This window comes from Streptomyces sp. NPDC048612, assembly GCF_043199295.1.
Taxonomy (GTDB): domain Bacteria; phylum Actinomycetota; class Actinomycetes; order Streptomycetales; family Streptomycetaceae; genus Streptomyces.
In genome coordinates this window covers 505,631-526,384 of the sequence record NZ_JBICVV010000001.1, presented here as the reverse complement: position 1 = coordinate 526,384, position 20,754 = coordinate 505,631, and the positions used below count along the sequence as shown (strand labels likewise).

Genomic DNA, 20,754 nt, shown 5'->3' with positions numbered 1-20,754 from the left:
GCGCCACCGCGCGCGGCGGAGCGGCGACAGGCGTCTCGGGCCGGGCGAGTTGACGGACGGCGGCCGGGAGCCGCTGAACTGCCCTGTGTACGGCGGACTCCGACGGCGCGCCCCGCACAACTCGCGCTCCGGGCACGGCCGTTCCGTCCCCTCACGGGGGTAATCACCCCAAGAGCGCCACTCCGGTGCGTGTCGGACCCTGCACCACGCGTGAGCGAATCGTCCGAATGGCGGGCATCGACGTCGTACGCGCGACACGTCCCCGCACACTCGTCGGGCTCACCGAACGTCTCAAGCAATGAACAGGCACGACCATGAGTCGGACAAACACCCGGTCACCCCAGAACTCCCCGGAGGCCGGGCAGAACTCCGAGTCCGTGTTGTCACACGGCCTCAAGCAGCGCCATCTGTCGATGATCGCCCTCGGCGGCGTCATCGGCGCGGGGCTCTTCGTAGGCTCCGGCGTCGGTATCGCCGCGGCCGGACCGGCCATCGTCCTCCTCTTCATGGGTACCGGCGCGCTGGTCATGCTGATCATGCGGATGCTCGGCGAGATGTCCGCGGCCCGGCCCTCCACCGGCTCGTTCTCGGTGCACGCCGAAGAGGAGATCGGCTCCTGGGCCGGAGCCACCTCGGGCTGGATGTACTGGCTGATGCTCTGCGCCGGTGTGGCCGCCGAGGCCACCGCGGCGGGCACGATCATGCACCAGTGGGTGTCGTTCATCCCCGCCTACGGCTGGGTGGCGATCTTCATGGCGTTCTTCTGCGCCAGCAACCTGACCGCGGTCAAGAACTTCGGCGAGTTCGAGTTCTGGTTCTCCGCGATCAAGGTCGCCACGATCGTCGCCTTCCTGGTGCTGGGCGTGCTCGGCATCCTCGGGGTGTTCGGCGACGCGCCCGGCACCGGCAACCTCACCGGTCACGGCGGCTTCTTCCCGACCGGTGCCGCCGGGCTCGCCGCCGGGCTGCTGACCACCATCTCCGGGTTCGCCGGACTGGAGACCGTCACCATCGCGGCGGCGGAGTCGGACAACCCCGGCCGGAACGTGGCCCGTGCCGTCCGCACCGCCGTCTGGCGCATCGCGGTGTTCTACATCGGCTCCATGGCCGTGGTCGTCACCCTGGTGCCGTGGAACAACCCGAAGGTCGCCACGGACGGCCCGTACGTCACCGTGCTCGACACGCTCGGCATCCCGTCGGCCGGCACGATCATGCAGATCGTGGTGCTGGTGGCGCTGCTCTCCGCGATGAACGCCAACATCTACGGCTCGTCGCGCATGGCGTACTCCCTGGTCCACCGGGGCCAGGGCCCGCGCTTCCTGGCCAAGGTCACCCGGGGCGTGCCGATGGCGGCCGTGCTGGCGTCCTGTGTCTTCGGCTTCGCGGCCGTGGTCGCCGGGATCGTCTGGCCGACCACCGTGTTCGCCTGGCTGCTGAACATCGCCGGCTGCTCGGTGCTGGTCGTCTGGTCCATCGTCTGCCTCACCCAGCTGAAGATGCGCCGCCGTCTGGAGCGCGAGGCTCCCGAGCTGCTCTCGGTCCGGATGTGGGGCTTCCCCTATCTGACCTGGCTCACCTTCGCCGCCATCCTCGGTGTCTTCGCCGTCATGGCCGCGAGTGCGGACGGCCGGCAGCAGCTGGTCGGCACGGCCGTCGTGGTGGCGGCGCTGGCCGGGGCCGGCCACCTCAAGCAGCGCCGCGACCGGCGGGCCGCCGCCGTCACCGACTGAGCGCGGTACGGCGACCAGGAACGGTCAGTCGCCGCCGGGGCCGCGCCAGACATTGTCGAAGGCCGCCTTCTCGATGGCCCGGCGCTGCCGTTCGGCCTCCAGCTCCCTGACCGCGTCATGGACGGCGGCGAGCACGAGGGACACGGCCTCACCGGCCGCCTCCGGCTCGCCGCCGTTCTCCGTGCCGCCGTCGGTCCCCTCGACGGCGCCGTCGTCGGTCTCCCCCGTGCTGCCGTCGTCGGTCCCCTCCATCCCGGCGGCGGCCGCGAGGGCGGTCAGCACGGTCTCGTGCGCGGTCCAGCGCTCCGCCGCCCGGCGCCGGTCGGGGGAATCCGCCAGCACCGTCCGGTCGCTCCGGAAGGGCTGCCAGCGGTGGTGTTCCCGTGTGAGCTGCCCCTCGTCCTCGAACGCGGCCAGGTAGGCCGCCGCCAGGCCGTGCCCCCGGCGCCACAGCCAGTCGTCGACCGTCTCGTACGGCGCCTGCTGGACGAGCGACGACGCGGCCCGGTCCAACAGACGGTCCGGTATCGCCGGCCGGTAACCGGGCACGAGGCGCTCGCCGTCCAGCCGGACGGCCTCGGCGCCCAGCAGATCGATGAGCTCCGCTCCGGCGAGCGCCAGCGACAGGTCGCCACGCTCCAGCGGACGGCCGGACTCCCTGTCCATGGCGACGATCAGCAGATCCCGCGGTGTGGTCATGGAGGGCTCCCTGTCAGGGACATCTCGCGCATGCTCCTCGCTCGGGCGGGGCGCCCGGCCGGAGGGGCCGGGCCGGCGGGGTAGCGGTCACCGGTCCCATGGTCGCGCTTCCGGCGGCCGTCCGCCCGTCGACGGGCCCGTCCGCCTGCCGTCCCCGGGGAAGGCTGCCGGACCACATCCGCCGCCCCCACGAGCCCTGTCCTGAACTGTCCGAAATCCAGTAATGAATGACCAAACCGACTGCTAATGTCGCCAGTTCATCTACTTCGAGGACAGTGCATGACCGTTCCCCCTCCGCCCGACGGCCGGCAGCCCGGTGACCGGACACCGGACGAGCACAACCCGTGGAGCCCGCCGCCACCCGGAACGCCCCCTGCCGACCGCTGGGCGCCGTACCCGATGGCTCCCATACCCTCGCCGCAGCCCCGCAACGGCATGGGCCTCACCGCCCTGGTGCTCGGCATCGTCGGCATCGCCCTCGGCCTGCTCGTCATCCTGTTCTGGCTGTCCTGGCTGCCGGCCCTGCTGGCCATCGTCTTCGGCTCCGTCGGACTGAGCCACGCGCGCAAGGGGCGGGCGACGAACAAGGGGGTGGCACTGACCGGTGTGATCCTGGGCGGGGCCGGTCTGCTGGTCGCGGCCGGCGGCGCGGTCTTCACCATCACCGCGGTGACGAAGGTCGCCGACGCGGCACGCGCCGAGGTCGGCGAGGTGAAGGCCTCCGCATCGGCGTCGGAGAAGGCCCGGCACCTGTCCTTCGGCGAGTCCTACACCTTCGAGAACGGGCTGAAGGTCACGGTCACCACACCGAAGCCGTACACCCCGGACGACTTCGTCCTCGGTCACGCCAAGGGCAACAAGGCGGTCCAGGTGACGGTCAAGGTGGTCAACACCGGCGCCGAGCGGGTCAAGGTGGACACCGGGCTGCCCGAAGTCAGCGACGCCGACGGGGCCTCGGCGGAGCTGGTGATCGACGGCAGCGGACGGCAGAAGGTCATCACCGGCTACGTCCTCCCCGGCAGGGAGGCCGTCGGCAAGTACGCCTTCTCGCTGCCGCCCGACGCCGCCGACCGGGTCGAGGTCGAGTTCAGCCCCGACGCCATGGAGTGGCCGGACGCCTCCTGGAGCGGCCCCACCCGCTGACGGTGCGCCGCGAGGCGCCGAAGCGCACCGCTTCGGCGCCTCGCTCCACAGGCCCAGCACAGAGGCACAGAAGGCGAGTTGACGCTCCACCGGAGCCTCTCCACCTACGCCCCAGACACCTTCACCACCTGCTTGCCCACCACGCCGCCTCGCTCGAACGCCTGGTGCGCCGAGGCGATGTCGGCCAGCGGATACACGCTGTCGACGACCGGCCGCAGCCCGCCGGAGGTGACATAACCGGCGAGGTCACGCAGCATCGCGGCGTCGGGGTTGGAGCTCAGGGTGCGGATACGGCGGGCACCGTGCACGCTCGACGCGGCGATGGCGGCCACGGAGGAGGCCGACAGCGCGATGGTGGCCATCCGGCCGCCGCGGGTCAGGCGACGCCGGTAGCTGTGCAGTTCCCTGCCGACCGTATCCAGGATGACGTCGAACGGTCCGATCCGGTCCGGTGTGGTGGTGCCGTAGTCGAAGACCTCGTCGGCGCCCAGCTCACGCAGCGCCTCGGCATGGCGGCTACGAGACAGCGCGGTGACGTGCGCGCCCATCGCGTGCGCGAGCTGGACGGCGGCCGTGCCGACTCCGCCGGCGGCGCCCCGCACCAGGAGGCGTTCACCGCCGGCGAGGTGCAGTGTGTCCCGCAGCGCCGTCAGCGCGGTCGTTCCCGCGACGACCAGGGAGGCGGCCTCCACCGACGGGAGGCCTTCCGGCGCGGGCCCGATGCGGTCCGCGGGGACCACCACGTATTCGGCGGCGCCGGCGGCGGTGTACCGCTTGAGCGGCTGCACCGTGCCCCACACCCGGTCCCCCACCTGGTGACGGACACCGCCACCGGTCGCGGCGACGACTCCGGCGAAGTCCAGTCCCACGCCCAGCGGGAAGCGGCGTCCGGTCACGACCCGCAGCCCTCCGGCGCGCACGATGGTGTCGAGTCCGTTCACGCTCGACGCCTCGACCGACACCAGGACCTCCCCCGCCCCGGGGGCAGGTCGGTCGACGTCGTTGATCCGCAGGGCCTCCGGAGCGCCGTAGCGGGTGATCTGAGCGGCCTTCATGTCGTGTTCCTCTCGGTAGTTGCTGGTGGGGACGGTGGAGGTGGCGGGGGCACCTCGGGTGCTCGGGTCAGGGGAGGAGGGCGACCTTGCCCGACTGCGGCGGCGGCCCCCTCACCGGCCGCGTCGACGACACCGGCCACATCCCGGCCCGGGACCATCGGGCAGATGAATCATCCAGTGCGTGTGATTTCTTTGTATCACACGCACTGGATGATTTGAGATATGGCTTGAATCACACGATCCGTATGATTCATGGGTAAGATCGGTTCTATGCCGCAGCCCCTCCACCGCCGCCCGCCCACCCAGAGCAACCCCCGCGTCCAGCGCACCCGCCAGCGCGTCCTGACCGTGGCGCGCGAACTGCTGCCCGAGGTCGGACCGACCGGGCTCACCTACGCGCTGCTGGCCGAGCGCGCCGAGGTCACCCGCCAGACCCTCTACCGCCACTGGCCCAACCGGGCCGCGCTGCTCTTCGACCTGATCCTGGAGGGCCCGGACCTCGGCAACTACCCCGAGCCGGGCAGCGATGTGCGTACCGTCGCCACCGCCTGGCTGAAGAGCCTGCGCGACGGGATCAGCCAGCCGGCCGTCCGCACCGCGGTGCTGGCCGTCACCGCCCAGGCCGACCACGACCCCGACAGCGCCCAGGCCCTGCTGCGCATCGGACAGGACCGCCTCGCGGCCCTGAACGCCCTGCTGGAGCCCTCCGGCATCCAGATCAACGGCGCCGAGTACACCCTGCTCTACGGACCGGTGCTCGCCCGGCTCTTCCTCGACCGCAGCCAGGTCACCGACGCCTTCATCGACACCACCGTCACCCAGTGGCTCAGCACCCTCGACGGCCTGCGGCAGCCATGAGCGGGAAGGGACAACTCGCCCTCACACAACGGGAGTTGTTCACCCGCCTGGCGGTCAGTACAGCTGACGCAGGTGATCGCGCAGCGTGCGGGCGATGTGGGCCATCAGGGCTTCGGCGCCGGGCTGTGTGCTGGCGGGTACGAGTGACTCGGTGAGGACCGCGATGGCGAAGGCCTGGCCGTCGGCGTGCTCGACGACGCCGATCTCGTGGCGGAGGTTGAGCAGGGTGCCCGTCTTGGAGGACCAGGTGGTCGCGTCGGAGCTGAAGTCCGGGGCGAGCCGGTGCCGCAGCAGATTCTGGGCCATCAACCCGCGCACCCGCTCGGCCACATCGGGGTGGACCCGGGACGGGGTCCACAGAGCCTGCAGCAGGTCGGCATAGGCGCGTGCGCTGCCGGTATTGGCGCGGGAGGTGTCGAGCTGCGGCACCCGGTGCCCGCCGCCGCTGGTGCCGGCGTCGATGGCGAGGGCATGGGCGAGGTGTGCCTGAGCGGTGTCGAAGCGTTCCTGAGGGGTGTCGCTCAGCTCGCCGATGGTGTGCCGGACGGTGATACCGCCGATGCCGAGTTCACGGAGGAGGCCGGCGACCTCGGAGGGCGGGGTGAGGTCGAACAGGGTGTCGGCCGCCGTGCCGTCGCTCAGGCAGGTGCTCAGGTAGAGCAGGTCGTCGAGCGCGATCCGGGCGGGGTGGCGGAACCGGCTCAGTCCGGTGGGGCCGGGGGTGGTGATCCGGCCGGGCCGCACCTCCAGCATCATCGCGCCGTCGAGTTCGCCCCGCCGGATGCGCTCGGCGGTCGCGAGCGCGAGCGGAATCTTGACCAGGGAGGCGGCGGGCAGCTGGGTGTCCGGCTCGATCCCGATCTCTTCGCCGGTGTGCAGATCGCGCACGAACAGGCAGCCGTGCAGCCCGCCCTCGTCGAGTTGGCGGCGCATGTCGCGCAGCAGGGTCTCGGTGTTCACGATGCCTCTCCGCCCGTGGTGCCGGCCGTCTCGCCGTCCGCGCCGAGACAGTGGGCGAGAGCGTCGCCCAGGCGGGCCTGAATGTGCTGTGGGTTGCCGGCCGCGGCGGCGGTCAGGGTGAATCCGCGGCTGAGGGTGATCTCGCCGACCGGGCGCCAGCTGAGGCCGAGCTCCTCCGCCTGCGCGGGTGAGCAGAGCAACAGGTCGCCGGAGCACAGGACTTCGGCCGCCGCGGTGGGCAGGTCCGCGGCGACGGCGAGCTGTGCGGGCCGCAGGCCCACCGCGTCGCGCAGTCGCGTCAACGGGTCCCGGATGTGCGGCACATCGTCCTCCGGCTGTATCCAGACCCGGCGGACGAGGTCCGGCTCGGCACGGGAGATCCGGAGCGCTTCGAGATAGACCCGCTGCACCCCGGGCTCCCGGGCACCGGCCAGACCGAGCGGCACGGACCAGGTCGCCTCCCCCGGCGGTACGGCGAGCAGGCCGGCGCGCACCTGCTGGGAGTGGACGAGTTCCATCCGCTCCGCCGGCGCCGCGACACGGAGATCGAGCGTGACGCCCTGCCCGCGGGCCTCGGCGACGAGCCGGGCGAGAGCCGCCGTGGAGAAGATGCCGGGCACCGCGAGCCGCCACGGTCGGTGCCGGGCGGCCTCCGCCTCGTCGAGCAGCACATCGGCCGCCTGCACCAGCCTCCTGGCCATCGGCAGCATGTCCCGCCCGAAGGGCGTGAGGACGGCCCGCCGTGACGTGCGCTGGAACAGCTGCTCGCCGAAGCACTCCTCCAGCGCGGCCACGCGACGGCTGGCCACCGACTGCGACATCCGTGCGGCGGCCGCTCCGACGGTGAACGTGCCGCGTTCACTCACGCTGACAAACGCACGGCACGCTCCCACCAGGTCCACCCCTGCACCCTATGCGAGATCGGCATGAAAAGGCGCATGAGCGTATTGGATCGCATAGCCACCCCCGGGTGAGGGTGGCGGCACGGCCAGGCCCCTGGTGGGGCCGGTCACTCGATCCCCTGCGGGCCGGTGCCCCAGGGGCGACTCGGAGGTTGGACCATGCAGCTCACCCGTGCCCGCCGCGCCGTTCTCGGCGCGCTGACCGCGCTCACCCTCGTCCCGCTGACGGCATGCGGAGGCAGCAGCTCGGCGGCCGCGCCCTCCCCGGCCGCGAAAGCGGCCCGGCCCGCGGCGACGGCCCCCTCGTCCACCCGCGAGTTCCAGCAGCTGGAGCGCGCCTACGAGGCACGGCTGGGCATCTACGCCGTCGACACCGGCACCGGCCGCGAGGTGACCTACCACGCGGGCGAACGGTTCGCCTACGCCTCCACCTTCAAGGCGCTGGCCGCCGGCGCCGTCCTGCGGACGTACTCCAAGGACGGGCTGGACCGGGTGATCAAGTACGACAAGGACGACCTGGTCGAGTACTCCCCCGTGACCGAGAAGCATGTGAACACCGGAATGAGCCTGGGCGACCTGTGTGACGCCGCGGTCCGGTACAGCGACAACACGGCGGGCAATCTCCTCCTCCACGCCCTCGGCGGCCCCAAGGGCCTCAACGCCAAGCTCAAGAAGATGGGCGACGGCGTGACCCGGATGGAGCGCTACGAGACCGAGCTGAACGAATGGTCGCCGGGCGCCACGCGGGACACCAGCACCCCGCGTGCGCTGGCCAAGGACCTGCGCGCGTTCGTCCTCGGAGACGCCCTCGGCAAGGGCGAACGCGCACAGCTCACGAAGTGGCTGCGGAACAACACCACCGGCGGCGAACTCATCCGGGCCGGGATGCCCAAGGGCTGGGTGGTGGGCGACAAGACCGGCGCCGGCAGCACGTACGGAACCCGTAACGACATCGCCGTGGTGTGGCGCCCCGACGGCGCCCCCATCGTCATGGCGATCTTGTCGAACCGCACCGAGAAGGACGCCGACTACGACAACAAGCTGATCGCGAAGGCGGCGTCGGTGGTCGCGGGCACCCTGTCGTAGCGCGGGGCGCAACCCGCGCCGCCGCTTGCGAAGAGCATCACCCACGACGCCCCGGGGCGCGAGGGCCAACTCCCGGACGTGGCAACGGCTTTGACGTTGCGCCCGATGCCATCCACACCCCGGCGGGTGCCTTGCCGCCATGTTCCGGGGCGGCCCTGACGACCTGGAAAACACAGGTCGCGAGGCCTTCCCCGATCCCCCGTCACCCGATTCGGGCGATCCCCCGCGTCGCCCGAATCGGGCAGCCTGACCGGATGATCCGTTCCAGGGACGGTATCCGGAGTCATTCCGACTGCGCTGGCCCCCAACCGGTCAGCGCAGGAGTTACAGGATGTCCCCCCGCAGCGCATCGGTCAATGAAGATTTGCGGCGGCGCTCCCGCGTGCGCCTGCTCCAGCGGCACGGGCCGGCAGGGGCGTCGGGGTTGCCGTCAGGCGAGGGGCCTCGGGCGTCACCCACGTCCGGACGGTGATCCCACGCCGCCGTCAGACGCCGCTGATCGCCGCACCCCAGGGCCCGAAATCGGCCTTCTGGAGGGGTGGTTGAGCGAGCATCATGCGCGGATGCGTACGGGCGGAGCCGGCGCCCCGAGGGATCGCCGCTCGGGCCTGTCCCCCCGGTCCCGGTGGGCCTTTGACCGGGGCATCTCGTACCACCAGCCGTCCCACAGAGATCGGGGAGACAGGACCTAACGCTTGTTGTGACGTGGCGTCAGCAGACCGTCGTCGCGGGCGCCGGCGATCAGCCGCAGGGATCTCCGCCGGTTACGGCCGGTGGCAAGCATGACGGCCTGCACCGGATCGCGCCCCTCGCGCTGCGCCTCGCGGTAGGCGTCCGCGGCGATCTTGCGGCGCTCGCCGGTCCGCGTCCGGGCGAGGACGACGGACCGGGCCCGCGCCGCCGGAGTGGCGGGGGCGGGCGACGGGGACGGATCCGAGGCGTCGGGGCATGTCGAGGCCTTCTCGGCGTCCTGGTCGGCCCCCTGCCCGGGTGTCTGCTCGCGGGCCTCCCCGGAGTTCTGCTCGCGGGCCGGCTCCTCGGGCACGTCGGCGGATGGGTCGGCAGACGGGTCGGCGGGGTGGCTGAGTCCGGCCCCGGTTGCGGTCGGGCCCGGTGGTGCACCCTCCCCGTCGGCGACGCCCGTCACGGCCGCCGCACCCGTCCCCACCGGCTCCGCCTCCGTCGGCGCCTCCCCCCTCGCCCCCGCCCCAGGCGCACCCGTCTCCACTGCCTGCACCGCCTTCTCCACCTCGCCCGTCGCCCGCGTCTTGCCCGTCGCACACGTCGCGCGCTCCGCCGCTGCCCCCGCTCCGGTGGACGCCGGCTGCGGTTCCGGCCCGCGCTCCGGCACCAGGTCGCGCGCGGGCCGGGCGGGCCCCGTCGGCTCGTGCGGCGCCGCCGGCCGCGGGCCCCGGACCGGCTCGGGCGCCGCACCACAGACCGGCTCCGGCGGCGGCCCGGTCCGCGCTCCCCCGCCCCGTTCCGGCGCGAGGTCGGCCGGACCGGGCTGCCGGGGTGTGGGCCGGGGCTTGCGCGGCCGGCCGGTGGCCGCCCGGAAGGCGTCGTCCAGGGGGCCGTCGATCCAACGGGCGAGGTCGGCGAGGCCACCGAGGGGCAGGGGCGGGTCGGCCCGTACGTCCTCGACGGTGATGTGGTCGTCGGAGACCGTCACGAGGACATCGACCCGGGCGCCGTCGGCGAAGGTCAGCCGGGCGCTGCACCAGGGGCCCAGCGGGTCGAGCCGGGGCAGCGGGCACCCGGGACCGCGGGAGCCGGCCGGATCGTCCGGGGCGGCGGGGTCGGGGGCGGGCGCGGCGGAGCCGTGAGCCTGCAGCTCCCACGTGGGCCACTCCAAGGGCGCGCCCCGGGCTTCATATCGGTGATTAACGGTATAAAAGTCACTTTCCGACACATTTGAAAACCTAGCCCCCAGCCCACCCGGCCCAGTGGCGCGGCACGCTCTTCCCACGGGGAGCAACCCCGATAGCGCATCTCCCGCCGTGCGCCCGCCGGTGCGATCCTGGGGGTATTCCGCGGAAGGGGCCACTCGTGCTTCGTGTCGCAGTGATCGGTTCCGGGCCCAGCGGCGTCTACACGGCCCAGTCCCTGATCGAGCAGCAGACCGTACCGGACATCGAGGTGTACGTCCTGGACCGCCTGCCGTGTCCGTACGGCCTGGTGCGCTACGGCGTCGCCCCCGACCACGAGAAGATCAAGTCACTGCAGAACAATCTCCGCACGGTGCTGGAGCACCCGCGGGCCCACTTCCTGGGGAACGTCGAGGTGGGCGCGCCGGGGCTGGGCGTCGAGGAGTTGCGGGAGATCTTCGACGCGCTGGTGTTCTGTGTGGGCGCCGCCACCGACCGGCATCTGGGCATCCCCGGCGAGGAGCTGCCCGGCAGCCATCCGGCGACCGAGTTCGTCGCCTGGTACAGCGCGCACCCCGACGCGGCCGCGCTCCGTTTCGCCCTCGCGGCGCGGTCCGCGCTCGTGATCGGGGTGGGAAACGTGGCGGTGGACGTGGCGCGGATGCTGTCCCGTGGCGCCGCCGAACTCGCCGCGACCGACATGCCGCAGGGGCCGCTCGGCGCGCTCGCGGACAGTCGCGTCGAGGACGTCTGGCTGGTCGGCAGACGTGGCCCCTCCCAGGCCAAGTTCACCACCAAGGAGCTGCGGGAGCTGGGCTCCCTTCCGGGTACGGACGTTCGGGTACGGCCCGGGGAGCTGGCGCTGGACCCGGCGTACCGGGACCCGGGCGGGCTGCCCGCGGCGGCGCGGCGCAATGTGGAGGTGCTGCGCGGCTGGGCGGAGCGGCCGGTGACCGGCCCGGAAAGCCCCGAAACGGGGCCCACGGGCCCTCGGCGCCGTATTCATCTGCGGTTCTTCCTGCGGCCCGTGGAGATCCTGGGAGATGCCGCCGGGGTACGCGCGGTCCGGTTCGAGCGGACCGCGCCCGACGGGCGGGGCGGGATCGCGGGTACCGGTGAATTCGAGGACATCGAGGGGCAGTTGGTGCTGCGTTCGGTGGGCTACCGGGGGACGCCGCAGCCCGGCCTGCCGTTCGACGAGGCGACGGGGACGGTGCCGCACCAGGCGGGGCGGGTGCTGCGGGACGGGGTGCCGCTCCCGGGCGTCTATGTGGCGGGCTGGATCAAGCGGGGCCCCACGGGGGTGATCGGCACGAATCGGCCGTGCGCGAAGGAGACCGCGTCGTCGCTGCTGGCGGACGCCCCCGCACTGGCGGCGCGCGGTACGGCCGGGGACCCCCTGGCGGCGCTGGTCCGGGCGGGGCAGCGGCCGGTCCTGTGGCCGGGCTGGCTGGCCATCGAGGCCGCCGAGGCGGAGTGGGGCCGCGGGCTGGGGCGCGGCACCGTCAAACTGCCGGACTGGAAGGGGCTGTTGGACGCGGCGCGCGCGGCGGGACCGGCGGGCTGAGCCTGCGGTTCACCTGGCAGGGAGCGCGGGCGGACGGGGCGCGCCTGCTCGGGAAGCACGCGGCGGCGTGTGCCGGCACCGCGGCCGCGGTGTGCCCAGGTCGCCGGCCGGCGCCGCGCGCCCGCCGTACCGGATTGGCCCGCTCACTCCTCCCCGAGGCGGTCGGCCTGCAGGTCAGCGCCCCGGAGGACGGCGTCGACCAGGCCGGGAAAGAGGGCGTCCAGGTCGGCCCGGCGCAGGGCGTTCATCTTGGCCGTGCCCCGGTAGAGCTGCTGGATGACGCCGTGCTCCCGCAGCACCCTGAAGTGGTGGGTGCAGGTCGACTTGCTGACCGGGAGTTCGATGTCCGCGCAGTTCAGCTCACCCTCGGCGGCCGCCAGGGCGCGGACGATCCGCAGGCGCATGGGGTCGGCGAGGGCGTGCAGCACGTCGGCGAGCCGGATGTCCTCAGGGACCGGGTGCTCCAGCGAGCGGGCGCCCGAGGGGGTACGCGGGGAGGTCGTTTCGGTCGGCATGGCGGCTCCTGACTCCTTCTGCGGGACGCGGTATGGCCCGGCGCGGCACCCGCCCGCTCATTGTACGAGAAGCGTCGTAGTTTGACATCCACCGTAGTACGACGACTATCGTATGAGTGCGGGTCCCGGTCGGTACCCGTTCATCCTCAGGTACAGGAGCCTGCTGTGAGCGCACTGTTCGAGCCCATCACCCTCCGCTCGCTGACCGTCCCGAACCGCCTCTGGATGGCGCCGATGTGCCAGTACTCCGCGGCCCCCGAGGGCCCGGCGGAAGGGGTGCCCGGCGACTGGCACTTCCAGCACCTGGCCGCGCGGGCGGCCGGCGGCACCGGCCTCATCCTCGCGGAGGCGACCGCGGTGAGCCCCGAGGGGCGCATCACCCCGTACGACCTCGGGCTGTGGAACGACACCCAGACCGAGGCGTTCCGCCGCATCACCGACTTCCTCAAGGCGCAGGGGACCGTGCCCGGAATCCAGATCGCCCACGCCGGCCGGAAGGCCTCCACCGAGCGCACCTGGGTGGACCGCGGCGCCCCGATCCTCCCTGGTCAGCGGCTCGGGTGGGAGCCGGTCGCCCCCAGTCCGGTGCCGTTCGGCGACGGGTCCGCGACCCCCGCCGAGCTGTCCGTGGCGCAGATCCGTGAGCGCGTCGAGCAGTTCGGCGCGGCGGCCCGGCGGGCGCTGGCGGCGGGCTTCCAGGTCATCGAGATCCACGGTGCGCACGGCTATCTGATCAACGAGTTCCTCTCCCCGTTCACCAACCGGCGCACCGACGAGTACGGCGGCTCGTACGAGAACCGGACCCGGTTCGCGCGGGAGGTCGTGGACGCCGTACGGGCGGTCTGGCCCGACGAACTGCCGGTCTTCTTCCGGATCTCGGCGACCGACTGGCTGACCGAGGACACCAGCGACGCGCGCGAGGGCTGGACGGCCGACGACACCGTGCGCTTCGCCCACGACCTGCGGGAGCACGGCGTCGACCTGCTCGACACCTCCTCGGGCGGCAACGCCCCCGACGCGAAGATCACCACGGGTCCCGGCTACCAGGTGCCGTTCGCCGAGCGGGTCAGGAAGGAGAGCGGCCTGGCGGTGGGCGCGGTCGGCCTGATCACCGAGGCGCGCCAGGCCGAAAAGATCATCGCGGACGGCCAGGCCGACGCCGTGCTGCTCGGCCGGGAGCTGCTGCGCTCCCCCAGCTTCGCGCTGCACGCGGCGCGGGAACTGGGAGCGGAGGTCGCCGTGCCGCAGCCGTACCACCGGGCCGTCTGAGGCCTCCGCGGGGCGTGCGGCATGCGCGGCGGGGGCCGGTGCCGGACCGTCCGACCTGCACGGATGCGTGCCGGGACGCCATTGTCAGTGGCCGGGTGCAGACTGGCCACTATCTGAGACAACGGCGTCCCGGAGGTGTTCCGGCATGACTGACGTACTACTCGCGGTGGGCACCCGCAAAGGGCTCTTCATCGGCCGTCGACGGCACGGCGACTGGGAGCTGACCGGCCCGCACTTCCCCGCACAGGCGGTGTACTCGCTCGGGATCGACACCCGTCGCAGCACGCCCCGGCTGCTGGCCGGGGCCGACAGCGCCCACTGGGGCCCCTCGGTGTTCCACTCCGACGACCTGGGCGAGACCTGGCACGAGCCCTCCCGCCCCGCGGTGAAGTACCCCAAGGACACCGGGACTTCCCTGGAGCGGGTCTGGCAGCTGCATCCGGCCGGGCCCGCCGCCCCCGAGGTGGTCTACGCGGGCACCGAGCCCGGCGGGCTGTTCCGCTCCGAGGACGGCGGCGAGACCTTCGAGCTGGTACGGGCGCTCTGGGATCACCCGAGCCGGGAGCAGTGGGTGCCCGGCGGCGGCGGGCTGGCCGTCCACACCGTGGTCACCGACCCGCGGGACGCCGACGCGGTCACCGTCGCCGTCTCGGCGGCCGGGGTCTTCCGCACCCGCGACGGCGGCGCCGGCTGGGAACCGTCCAACAAGGGAGTGAAGGCGGTCTTCCTGCCGGACCAGAACCCGGAGTTCGGCCAGTGCGTGCACAAGATCGCGCAGGACCCGGTCAACCGCGACCGGCTGTACCTCCAGAACCACTGGGGCGTCTACCGCAGCGATGACGCGGGCGCGCAGTGGACGGACATCGGCAGCGGACTCCCCTCGGACTTCGGTTTCGCGGTGGCCGCACACCCGCGCACGGGGGACGTCGCCTACCTCTTCCCGATCACCGCCGATATCGACCGGGTGCCGGCCGGGCACCGCTGCCGGGTCTACCGCACCGGCGACGCCGGCCGGAGCTGGGAGCCGCTGAGCGCGGGGCTGCCGGCGGAGGACCACTACGGCACGGTGCTCAGGGACGCGCTGTCCGTCGACGACAGCGACCCCGCCGGGGTGTATTTCGGCAATCGCAACGGCGAGGTGTACGCCAGCGCGGACGACGGCGACAGCTGGCAACAGCTCGCCTCCCATCTGCCGGATGTGCTGTGCGTACGCGCGGCCGCGGTCGCCTGAGAGGGACGGCGGAGGGTGGTGCGACGGGTAACGGAGAGAGGGAGCGGGACAGTTGGTGCCGCCCGCCGCCGCGGGCAGCCGGGGTCCGGGCCAACGGTTGAAGGGGAGGGGGCCGCGGCCAGTAGGGTGATCCCGTGGCTGCACAACCTCTCCAAGACATTGTCGAAGCGGGCTGGGCCAAGGCACTTGAGCCCGTCGCCGGACGGATCGCCGCGATGGGTGATTTCCTGCGGGCGGAGATCGCCGCGGGACGCACCTATCTCCCGGCCGGGAACAACGTGCTGCGGGCCTTCCAGCAGCCCTTCGACGAGGTACGGGTCCTCATCGTCGGGCAGGACCCCTACCCCACCCCGGGGCATGCCGTCGGGCTCAGCTTCTCCGTGGCGCCGGACGTCCGCCCGCTGCCCGGCAGCCTGGAGAACATCTTCCGCGAACTGCACTCCGACCTCGGTCTCCCCCGCCCCTCGAACGGCGATCTGACCCCGTGGACCCAGCAGGGCGTACTCCTGCTCAACAGGGCGCTGACGACGGCCCCCCGCAAGCCCGCCGCCCACCGCGGCAAGGGCTGGGAGGAGGTCACCGAGCAGGCCATCCGGGCGCTGGTGGCGCGCGGCCGCCCGCTGGTGTCGGTGCTGTGGGGGCGCGACGCCCGCAATCTGCGGCCGCTGCTCGGCGATCTGCCGGCCGTCGAGTCAGCGCACCCCTCCCCCATGTCCGCCGACCGGGGCTTCTTCGGCTCGCGGCCCTTCAGTCGGGTGAACGACCTCCTGGCGCGGCAGGGCGCACAGCCCGTCGACTGGAGGCTGCCCTGACACCGGGCGATAGTGTGCCCCGCATGACGAATGCGAACATCCCTGCGGGTTGGTACGCCGACCCTCAGGGCACCCCCCATCAGCTTCGCTGGTGGGACGGGTCCCAGTGGACGGAGCACACCCACCCGGGACAACAGGCCGCGGCGCCGGCCCAGGGGCAGTCGGCGCAGCCGGGCCCGCAGCAGGCGCCACAGCAACAGACCGCCCAGCAGGCCACTCAGCAGCCGGCGCAGCAGCCGATGCCGCAGCAGTTCGCTCCGCAGCAGCCCGCGCAGGCGCCGGGCCAGGCCCCGTACCCGGGCCCGCAGCAGGGCGGCGCACCGCACGGCCAGGGCTATGGCTACCCCCAGCAGGCGCCCGGCCAGCAGGCCCCCGGCCCGATGCCCGGTCAGCCGATGCAGCCGTACGGACAGCAGCCGATGGCGGGGCAGCCGGGCGCCGTGCAGCGACAGGTGCAGCAGCAGGCCGGAGTGGCGTCCGGCGGTCCGGGCGGTGGCACCCTCTTCACCGAGCCGGTGCTGGTGGTCAACCAGAAGGCCAAGCTGATCGAGGTCACCAACGAGTACGGCGTCTTCGACCAGCACGGCAACGCCCTGGGCGCGGTCGTCCAGGTCGGCCAGAGCACGGCCAAGAAGGTGCTCCGGGTCGTCTCCAGCCTCGACCAGTACATGACCCACAAGCTGGAGATCCGGGACGCGTACGGCCAGCCGCAGCTGATGCTGACCCGGCCCGCGAAGTTCATCAAGTCCAAGGTGATCGTGCAGCGTCCGGACGGTTCGCAGGTCGGCGAGATCGTCCAGCAGAACGCCATCGGGAAGATCAACTTCGCGATGACGGTCAACGGCCAGCAGATCGGCGCCATCAAGGCCGAGAACTGGCGTGCCTGGAACTTCGCCATCGTGGACCACGCCGACACCGAGGTCGCCCGGATCACCAAGACCTGGGAGGGCCTCGCCAAGACGATGTTCACGAGCGCGGACAACTACGTCCTGCAGATCCACCAGCAGCTGCCCGACCCGCTGCTGAGCCTGGTCGTCGCCACGGCCCTGACCGTCGACACCGCCCTCAAGCAGGACGCCCGCGGCTTTGGGTGAGCCCACCGGCCGCGGCGCGCTCCGCGGCCAGGTGCTCGGCGTCGACTCGGGCGGCTCGGGGCTGCGGATCGCCGTCGCCCGCGCCGACGACGCCGAAGCCCGGCCCTTGGCCCTGCGCACCTCGCACGAGCCGGTGCGCACCGGCCCCGAGGGCATCGACGCGGACCATCTGCTGGCCCAACTCCTGCCCGCTGCGGCGGAGTTGGCACGGGAGACCGGCGTCGACGGGTTCACCACGGTGTGCGTGGGGGCGGCCGGTATGGCCTCGCTGGGCGAGGAGCTGCGCACCCGGCTGCCGGGCGCGCTGGCGAGCGCGTTCGGGGTGCGGCGGCTCGCGCTGGCCGCGGACGCGGTCACCGCGTACGCCGGGGCGCTGGGCCAGCGGGCCGGCGCCGTCCTCGCCGCGGGCACCGGCGTGGTCGCCCTCGGCACCGACCTGACCACGGAAGGCGGTTGGCGCCGCGCGGACGGCTGGGGCCATCTGCTGGGCGACTGCGGCGGCGGCGCCTGGATCGGCCGCGCCGGACTGGAGGCCGCACTGCGGGCGTACGACGGACGGCCGGGCGGTTCGACCGCCCTGCTGGCGCGCGCGGAAGCGGTGTTCGGACCGGTCACCGAGCTGCCCGGCGCGCTCTATCCGCGCCCCGACCGGCCCGCCGTACTGGCCTCGTTCACCCCGGAGGTCGCCCGCTGCGCCACCGCGGACGACCCGGTGGCCGCCGGCATCCTGCGGGCCGCGGCGGACCATCTCGCCGGTGCCGCGGCCGCGGTCTGCCCACCCGGCGCGGGCCGCGTGGTGGCCTGCTCCGGCGGACTGTTCGACATGGGCGAACCCCTGTTGGCTCCGCTGCGTACGGCACTCGCCGAGCGGCTGCCGGACGCCCGGTTGACGGCCGCCGCCGGGAGCCCGCTCGACGGGGCACTGGCCCTCGCCGCGGCACTGGACCGCGACCGGCTGACGCTGCCCACCGATCGGAAGTTGTTGCAGATCACACGGCTTGCGCCGGGGTGACGCGCGGGATAAATCGGGACGGATACCGCTCGACCGAACCCTCCCTCCGCGCGGGGGTGGTCCGAGGCGTTAGCATGCGACGCCATGAGTTCCCCCACTGGGCCCGCACCTGGCTCGCCCGATTTTGACGCCGCCTCCCCGAGCCCGGGAGCCGCACCCGGCCTGCCGGTACGAATGCCGCGACGGCAGACCGGCCGCCACCGCAAGCCGGAGCCGCTCGCCGCACCCGAGGGCGCACCCGCCCTGGTGCTGGCCGTACCGGGCTCCCCCTCCGCCGCCTCGCGCAGCCTGGCGGAAGAGGTCTCCAGCATCGCCCGCTCCGAACTCCCGGGCCTCGACGCCCGGATCGGCTATGTCGACGGGGGCGACGACGAGTTCCCGTCCCTGGAGGCCGTGCTGGCGCAGGCCGCCGCCGAGCAGAAGGACCGGGTGGGCGCCGACGGGCAGCCGGACCCCGGCCCCGCCGCCGTCGTGGTGCCGCTGCTGGCCGGACCGGACAGCGCCCTGCTGCGCCGGATACGCCAGGCGATGATGAACAGCGGTTCCGGTGCCGAGCTGACCGATGTCCTCGGACCGCACCCGCTGCTCGCCGAGGCGCTGCACGTCCGGCTGTCCGAGGCCGGTCTGGCGCGCGCCGACCGTGCCCGGCTGTTCACGGTCGCCACGGCCGCCGACGGCATCATCCTCGCCACCGTGGGCGGCGAGGAGGCCGTACAGGCCGCCGGGATCACCGGCATGCTGCTCTCCGCGCGGCTCGCGGTGCCGGTGCTGGCCGCCGCCCTGGACGAGGAGGGCGCCATCTCCCGTACCGCCGAGCAGCTGCGGGGCTCCGGTTCGCAGCAGCTGGCGCTGGCCCCGTACCTGATCGGGCCGGAGATCACCGAGGGCCTGCTGGCCGCGGCCGCGGCGGAGGCGGGCTGCGCCTCGGCCGAGGCGCTGGGTGCCTACGGCACGGTCGGCCGGCTGGTGCTCTCGAACTACGCGGCCGCGATGGGCATCACCCTGCCGACGCAGGCGCAGGGGGTTCCGGTCCGCTAGTCGCTCCGGAGCGACAACGTTCTCCGAAGGGCCGTCTTCGCGCAGCGCGCGGGGCGGCCCTTCGCCGTGTCCGGGCGGAGGCGATACGTCCGTTTCCGGCCTGAGCGGCGCAGACGCCCGCCAGGCGGCCCGGAGCGGGGGTGGTCACCGGCGGGGCCGGGTGGGCGGCCGCAAACCCGCGAGAGACGCGTACAGGACGCCTGTCGTCCCCCTGACGCGCCGACCGACGCCGGCCGATGAGCCCGGGCGCCGTTCGCGGTCTACCGTCCTGCACGAGGCCCTACGCCGCCGCTCGCCGCTCCCGGGTGAGCGGGCCGCCCACGGAGGGAAGTTCATGTCGCCCGTCGATGTCGTCCGCGCCGCCTTCGCCGCCTATCTCGTCCAGGACCGCGCCGCCATGGACCGGCTGCTCGCCGAGGACTTCGTGTTCACCAGCCCGCAGGACGACCACATCGGCAAGGCCGCCTTCCTCGACGTCTGCTTCCCCACGGCGGACCGGCTGCGCCGGCAGGAGATCCTCGATGCCGTGGCCCTCGACGACGAGCAGGTCTTCGTCCGGTACGGGTACGAGCTGACGACGGGCGAGCGCCACCGCAATGTCGAGGTGATGACGGTGCGGGACGGCCGGGTCGCCGAGACCCAGGTGTATTTCGGCGGACGTTTTCCGCAGGGGTGAGACGGCCGGCGTCAGACGAAGACCACGCAGGAGGCGGCCGGCGCCGCGACGGAACCGGCCCTGGCCGGGATGCCGGTCGCCGGGTCGACGGTGAACCAGGTGACGTCGCCGGAGCGCTCGTTGGCCGCGTAGAGGTGCCGGCCGTCGGGGTGCAGTGCCAGGTCGCGGGGCCAATGCCCGCCGCAGGGCACGGTGGTGACGAGCGTGGCGGTGTCCCCGGAGGCGCCGAGGGCGAGCACCGAGAGGCTGTCGTGGCCCCGGTTGGCGGCCCAGGCGAACCGGCCGTCCGGGGAGACGACCAGTTCGGAGGGGAAGGTGCCGCCGGACCACGTGCCGCCGGCGCTCCGTGCCGCGTCCGTGGAAGCGGAGCCGGTGGCGGCGCCTTCCGGGAGGAGGCCGGTCTCCGCCTGCGGCGTCAGCTCGCCCCGGCCGGCGTCCCAGCGGCAGACCGTCACCGTCGGGTCGAGTTCGTTGAGGACATAGGCACGGTCGCCGCGCGGGTGGAAGGCGAGGTGCCGCGGGCCGCTGCCGGGCCGCAGCCGGGCCTCGGTGTGGACGGTCAGCGCCCCGTCGCCGCCGAGGGCGCAGCTGCGCACCGAGTCGGTGCCCAGGTCGACGCTGAGCAGCCAGCGGCCACTGGGATCGGGCAGTACGGCATGGGCGTGCGGGCCCTCCTGGCGGTCGGTCCGCGGGCCGCTGCCCCGGTGGGTGAGCACGGTGGCGGGTCCGCCGAGGGTGCCGTCGGCCCTAACGGGGAGGGTGCTGACGCTGCCGGAGCCGTAGTTGGCGGTGAGGAGCCGGCCGTCGGCCAGGGTGAGGTGGGTGGGGTCGGCGCCGTCCACGGGGACGGCGGGGGCGAGCAGTTCGGGTCCCCGCGGGGTGAGGGCGAAGGCGGCCGCGGCGCCGTCCGGGGTCTCGCTGACCGCGTAGAGGTACCGCCCGTCGGGGCTCGGCGCCAGGTAGGAGGGGTTGGGCACGGCGTCGGTGGAGTGCAGCGGGGTGAGGGCGCCGGAGTCCGGGTCGACGGCCGCGGTGGTGATGCCGGGCCCGCCGGCCGTGGTGAACGATCCGATGTAGGCCCGCCGGCCGCTGACGCTCGTCCCCACTGGTCCGCCCTTCGTCCGCCTGCCCGTTGAGGTGCTGCGGCGACGCTAACAGTCACGGGCGGGGCGTTCCGGGCCGTGGCCGGTTCCCGCCCTCGGGCCGTGGACCGGACGTCCTCCGGAGGGCACGCGGGCG

Annotated in this window: 19 protein-coding genes; 12 read left to right on the top strand and 7 right to left on the bottom strand. The window is 73.2% G+C overall.

Annotated elements, in window-relative coordinates:
- The first annotated feature begins 314 nt into the window (after window positions 1-314).
- Window positions 315-1,730, top strand: a complete 1,416-nt coding sequence (locus ACGFN2_RS02205) for an amino acid permease (RefSeq protein ID WP_393356848.1) — start codon at window positions 315-317, stop codon at window positions 1,728-1,730.
- Window positions 1,731-1,754: 24 nt separating this feature from the next.
- Here ACGFN2_RS02205 and ACGFN2_RS02200 read toward each other — a convergent pair whose 3' ends face one another.
- Window positions 1,755-2,429, bottom strand: coding sequence for a GPP34 family phosphoprotein (locus ACGFN2_RS02200; RefSeq protein WP_393356845.1), 675 nt, complete (start codon window positions 2,427-2,429; stop codon window positions 1,755-1,757).
- A 279-nt stretch (window positions 2,430-2,708) separates the two neighbouring features.
- Here ACGFN2_RS02200 and ACGFN2_RS02195 point away from each other — a divergent pair, with 279 nt between their 5' ends.
- On the top strand, window positions 2,709-3,572 hold the full coding sequence (locus ACGFN2_RS02195; RefSeq protein WP_393356843.1) for a DUF4190 domain-containing protein: 864 nt from the start codon (window positions 2,709-2,711) through the stop codon (window positions 3,570-3,572).
- Window positions 3,573-3,676: 104 nt separating this feature from the next.
- Here the strand turns inward: ACGFN2_RS02195 and ACGFN2_RS02190 are convergent, their stop codons facing one another.
- Complete coding sequence (locus ACGFN2_RS02190; RefSeq protein ID WP_393356841.1) at window positions 3,677-4,627, bottom strand: NAD(P)-dependent alcohol dehydrogenase; 951 nt, start codon at window positions 4,625-4,627, stop codon at window positions 3,677-3,679.
- Window positions 4,628-4,897: 270 nt separating this feature from the next.
- On the opposite strand from ACGFN2_RS02190, the gene ACGFN2_RS02185 reads away from it, so the two are divergent.
- A complete protein-coding gene (locus tag ACGFN2_RS02185; RefSeq protein WP_362601843.1) occupies window positions 4,898-5,485 on the top strand; it encodes a TetR/AcrR family transcriptional regulator in 588 nt (195 codons plus the stop codon).
- 54 nt (window positions 5,486-5,539) lie between these two features.
- Here the strand turns inward: ACGFN2_RS02185 and ACGFN2_RS02180 are convergent, their stop codons facing one another.
- Window positions 5,540-6,445 carry a serine hydrolase gene (locus tag ACGFN2_RS02180; protein WP_393356839.1) on the bottom strand — a complete coding sequence of 302 codons (906 nt, stop codon included), beginning with the start codon at window positions 6,443-6,445 and terminating at the stop codon, window positions 5,540-5,542.
- Entirely contained in the window at window positions 6,442-7,347 is a 906-nt protein-coding gene (locus ACGFN2_RS02175; RefSeq protein WP_362601838.1) for a LysR family transcriptional regulator, read from the bottom strand. The genes ACGFN2_RS02180 and ACGFN2_RS02175 overlap by 4 nt, the downstream gene beginning before the upstream one ends.
- Before the next feature lie 159 nt (window positions 7,348-7,506).
- Between ACGFN2_RS02175 and bla the strand changes: the two genes are divergently transcribed.
- Window positions 7,507-8,433, top strand: a complete 927-nt coding sequence (bla, locus tag ACGFN2_RS02170; RefSeq protein WP_362601835.1) for a class A beta-lactamase — start codon at window positions 7,507-7,509, stop codon at window positions 8,431-8,433.
- A gap of 688 nt (window positions 8,434-9,121) precedes the next feature.
- Here bla and ACGFN2_RS02165 read toward each other — a convergent pair.
- On the bottom strand, window positions 9,122-10,288 hold the full coding sequence (locus ACGFN2_RS02165) for a DUF6214 family protein (RefSeq protein ID WP_393356836.1): 1,167 nt from the start codon (window positions 10,286-10,288) through the stop codon (window positions 9,122-9,124).
- 194 nt (window positions 10,289-10,482) lie between these two features.
- Between ACGFN2_RS02165 and ACGFN2_RS02160 the strand changes: the two genes are divergently transcribed.
- On the top strand, window positions 10,483-11,868 hold the full coding sequence (locus ACGFN2_RS02160) for an FAD-dependent oxidoreductase (protein WP_393356834.1): 1,386 nt from the start codon (window positions 10,483-10,485) through the stop codon (window positions 11,866-11,868).
- A gap of 143 nt (window positions 11,869-12,011) precedes the next feature.
- On the opposite strand, the gene ACGFN2_RS02155 is transcribed toward ACGFN2_RS02160, so the two are convergent.
- A complete protein-coding gene (locus ACGFN2_RS02155) occupies window positions 12,012-12,383 on the bottom strand; it encodes a helix-turn-helix domain-containing protein (protein ID WP_362601826.1) in 372 nt (123 codons plus the stop codon).
- Window positions 12,384-12,548: 165 nt separating this feature from the next.
- Here ACGFN2_RS02155 and ACGFN2_RS02150 point away from each other — a divergent pair, with 165 nt between their 5' ends.
- From ACGFN2_RS02150 to ACGFN2_RS02120, 7 genes are all read left to right on the top strand, one after another.
- Window positions 12,549-13,652 (top strand): NADH:flavin oxidoreductase/NADH oxidase, encoded by a 1,104-nt coding sequence (locus ACGFN2_RS02150; protein ID WP_393356832.1) that lies wholly within the window; start codon window positions 12,549-12,551, stop codon window positions 13,650-13,652.
- Window positions 13,653-13,797: 145 nt separating this feature from the next.
- Window positions 13,798-14,883 carry a WD40/YVTN/BNR-like repeat-containing protein gene (locus ACGFN2_RS02145; protein WP_393356830.1) on the top strand — a complete coding sequence of 362 codons (1,086 nt, stop codon included), beginning with the start codon at window positions 13,798-13,800 and terminating at the stop codon, window positions 14,881-14,883.
- Between the two features lie 134 nt (window positions 14,884-15,017).
- Window positions 15,018-15,695 carry a uracil-DNA glycosylase gene (locus ACGFN2_RS02140; RefSeq protein ID WP_393356828.1) on the top strand — a complete coding sequence of 226 codons (678 nt, stop codon included), beginning with the start codon at window positions 15,018-15,020 and terminating at the stop codon, window positions 15,693-15,695.
- A gap of 23 nt (window positions 15,696-15,718) precedes the next feature.
- On the top strand, window positions 15,719-16,789 hold the full coding sequence (locus ACGFN2_RS02135; RefSeq protein ID WP_393356826.1) for a phospholipid scramblase-related protein: 1,071 nt from the start codon (window positions 15,719-15,721) through the stop codon (window positions 16,787-16,789).
- Complete coding sequence (locus tag ACGFN2_RS02130) at window positions 16,782-17,801, top strand: N-acetylglucosamine kinase (RefSeq protein ID WP_393356824.1); 1,020 nt, start codon at window positions 16,782-16,784, stop codon at window positions 17,799-17,801. The genes ACGFN2_RS02135 and ACGFN2_RS02130 overlap by 8 nt, the downstream gene beginning before the upstream one ends.
- Window positions 17,802-17,885: 84 nt before the next feature.
- Window positions 17,886-18,839 carry a sirohydrochlorin chelatase gene (locus tag ACGFN2_RS02125; RefSeq protein WP_393356822.1) on the top strand — a complete coding sequence of 318 codons (954 nt, stop codon included), beginning with the start codon at window positions 17,886-17,888 and terminating at the stop codon, window positions 18,837-18,839.
- 334 nt (window positions 18,840-19,173) lie between these two features.
- Entirely contained in the window at window positions 19,174-19,515 is a 342-nt protein-coding gene (locus ACGFN2_RS02120) for a nuclear transport factor 2 family protein (protein WP_362601806.1), read from the top strand.
- 11 nt (window positions 19,516-19,526) lie between these two features.
- Here the strand turns inward: ACGFN2_RS02120 and ACGFN2_RS02115 are convergent, their stop codons facing one another.
- Window positions 19,527-20,621: a lactonase family protein gene (locus ACGFN2_RS02115; RefSeq protein ID WP_393356820.1), complete on the bottom strand. Its 1,095-nt coding sequence runs from the start codon at window positions 20,619-20,621 to the stop codon at window positions 19,527-19,529.
- Window positions 20,622-20,754: the final 133 nt, after the last annotated feature.

Excerpts from the sequence above, each read along its gene's own strand:
- ACGFN2_RS02205 (WP_393356848.1), top strand. The coding sequence starts at position 315 with ATGAGTCGGACAAACACCCGGTCACCCCAGAACTCCCCGGAGGCCGGG.
- ACGFN2_RS02200 (WP_393356845.1), bottom strand. The coding sequence starts at position 2,429 with ATGACCACACCGCGGGATCTGCTGATCGTCGCCATGGACAGGGAGTCC.
- ACGFN2_RS02195 (WP_393356843.1), top strand. The coding sequence starts at position 2,709 with ATGACCGTTCCCCCTCCGCCCGACGGCCGGCAGCCCGGTGACCGGACA.
- ACGFN2_RS02190 (WP_393356841.1), bottom strand. The coding sequence starts at position 4,627 with ATGAAGGCCGCTCAGATCACCCGCTACGGCGCTCCGGAGGCCCTGCGG.
- ACGFN2_RS02185 (WP_362601843.1), top strand. The coding sequence starts at position 4,898 with ATGCCGCAGCCCCTCCACCGCCGCCCGCCCACCCAGAGCAACCCCCGC.
- bla (WP_362601835.1), top strand. The coding sequence starts at position 7,507 with ATGCAGCTCACCCGTGCCCGCCGCGCCGTTCTCGGCGCGCTGACCGCG.
- ACGFN2_RS02155 (WP_362601826.1), bottom strand. The coding sequence starts at position 12,383 with ATGCCGACCGAAACGACCTCCCCGCGTACCCCCTCGGGCGCCCGCTCG.
- ACGFN2_RS02145 (WP_393356830.1), top strand. The coding sequence starts at position 13,798 with ATGACTGACGTACTACTCGCGGTGGGCACCCGCAAAGGGCTCTTCATC.
- ACGFN2_RS02135 (WP_393356826.1), top strand. The coding sequence starts at position 15,719 with ATGACGAATGCGAACATCCCTGCGGGTTGGTACGCCGACCCTCAGGGC.
- ACGFN2_RS02125 (WP_393356822.1), top strand. The coding sequence starts at position 17,886 with ATGAGTTCCCCCACTGGGCCCGCACCTGGCTCGCCCGATTTTGACGCC.
- ACGFN2_RS02120 (WP_362601806.1), top strand. The coding sequence starts at position 19,174 with ATGTCGCCCGTCGATGTCGTCCGCGCCGCCTTCGCCGCCTATCTCGTC.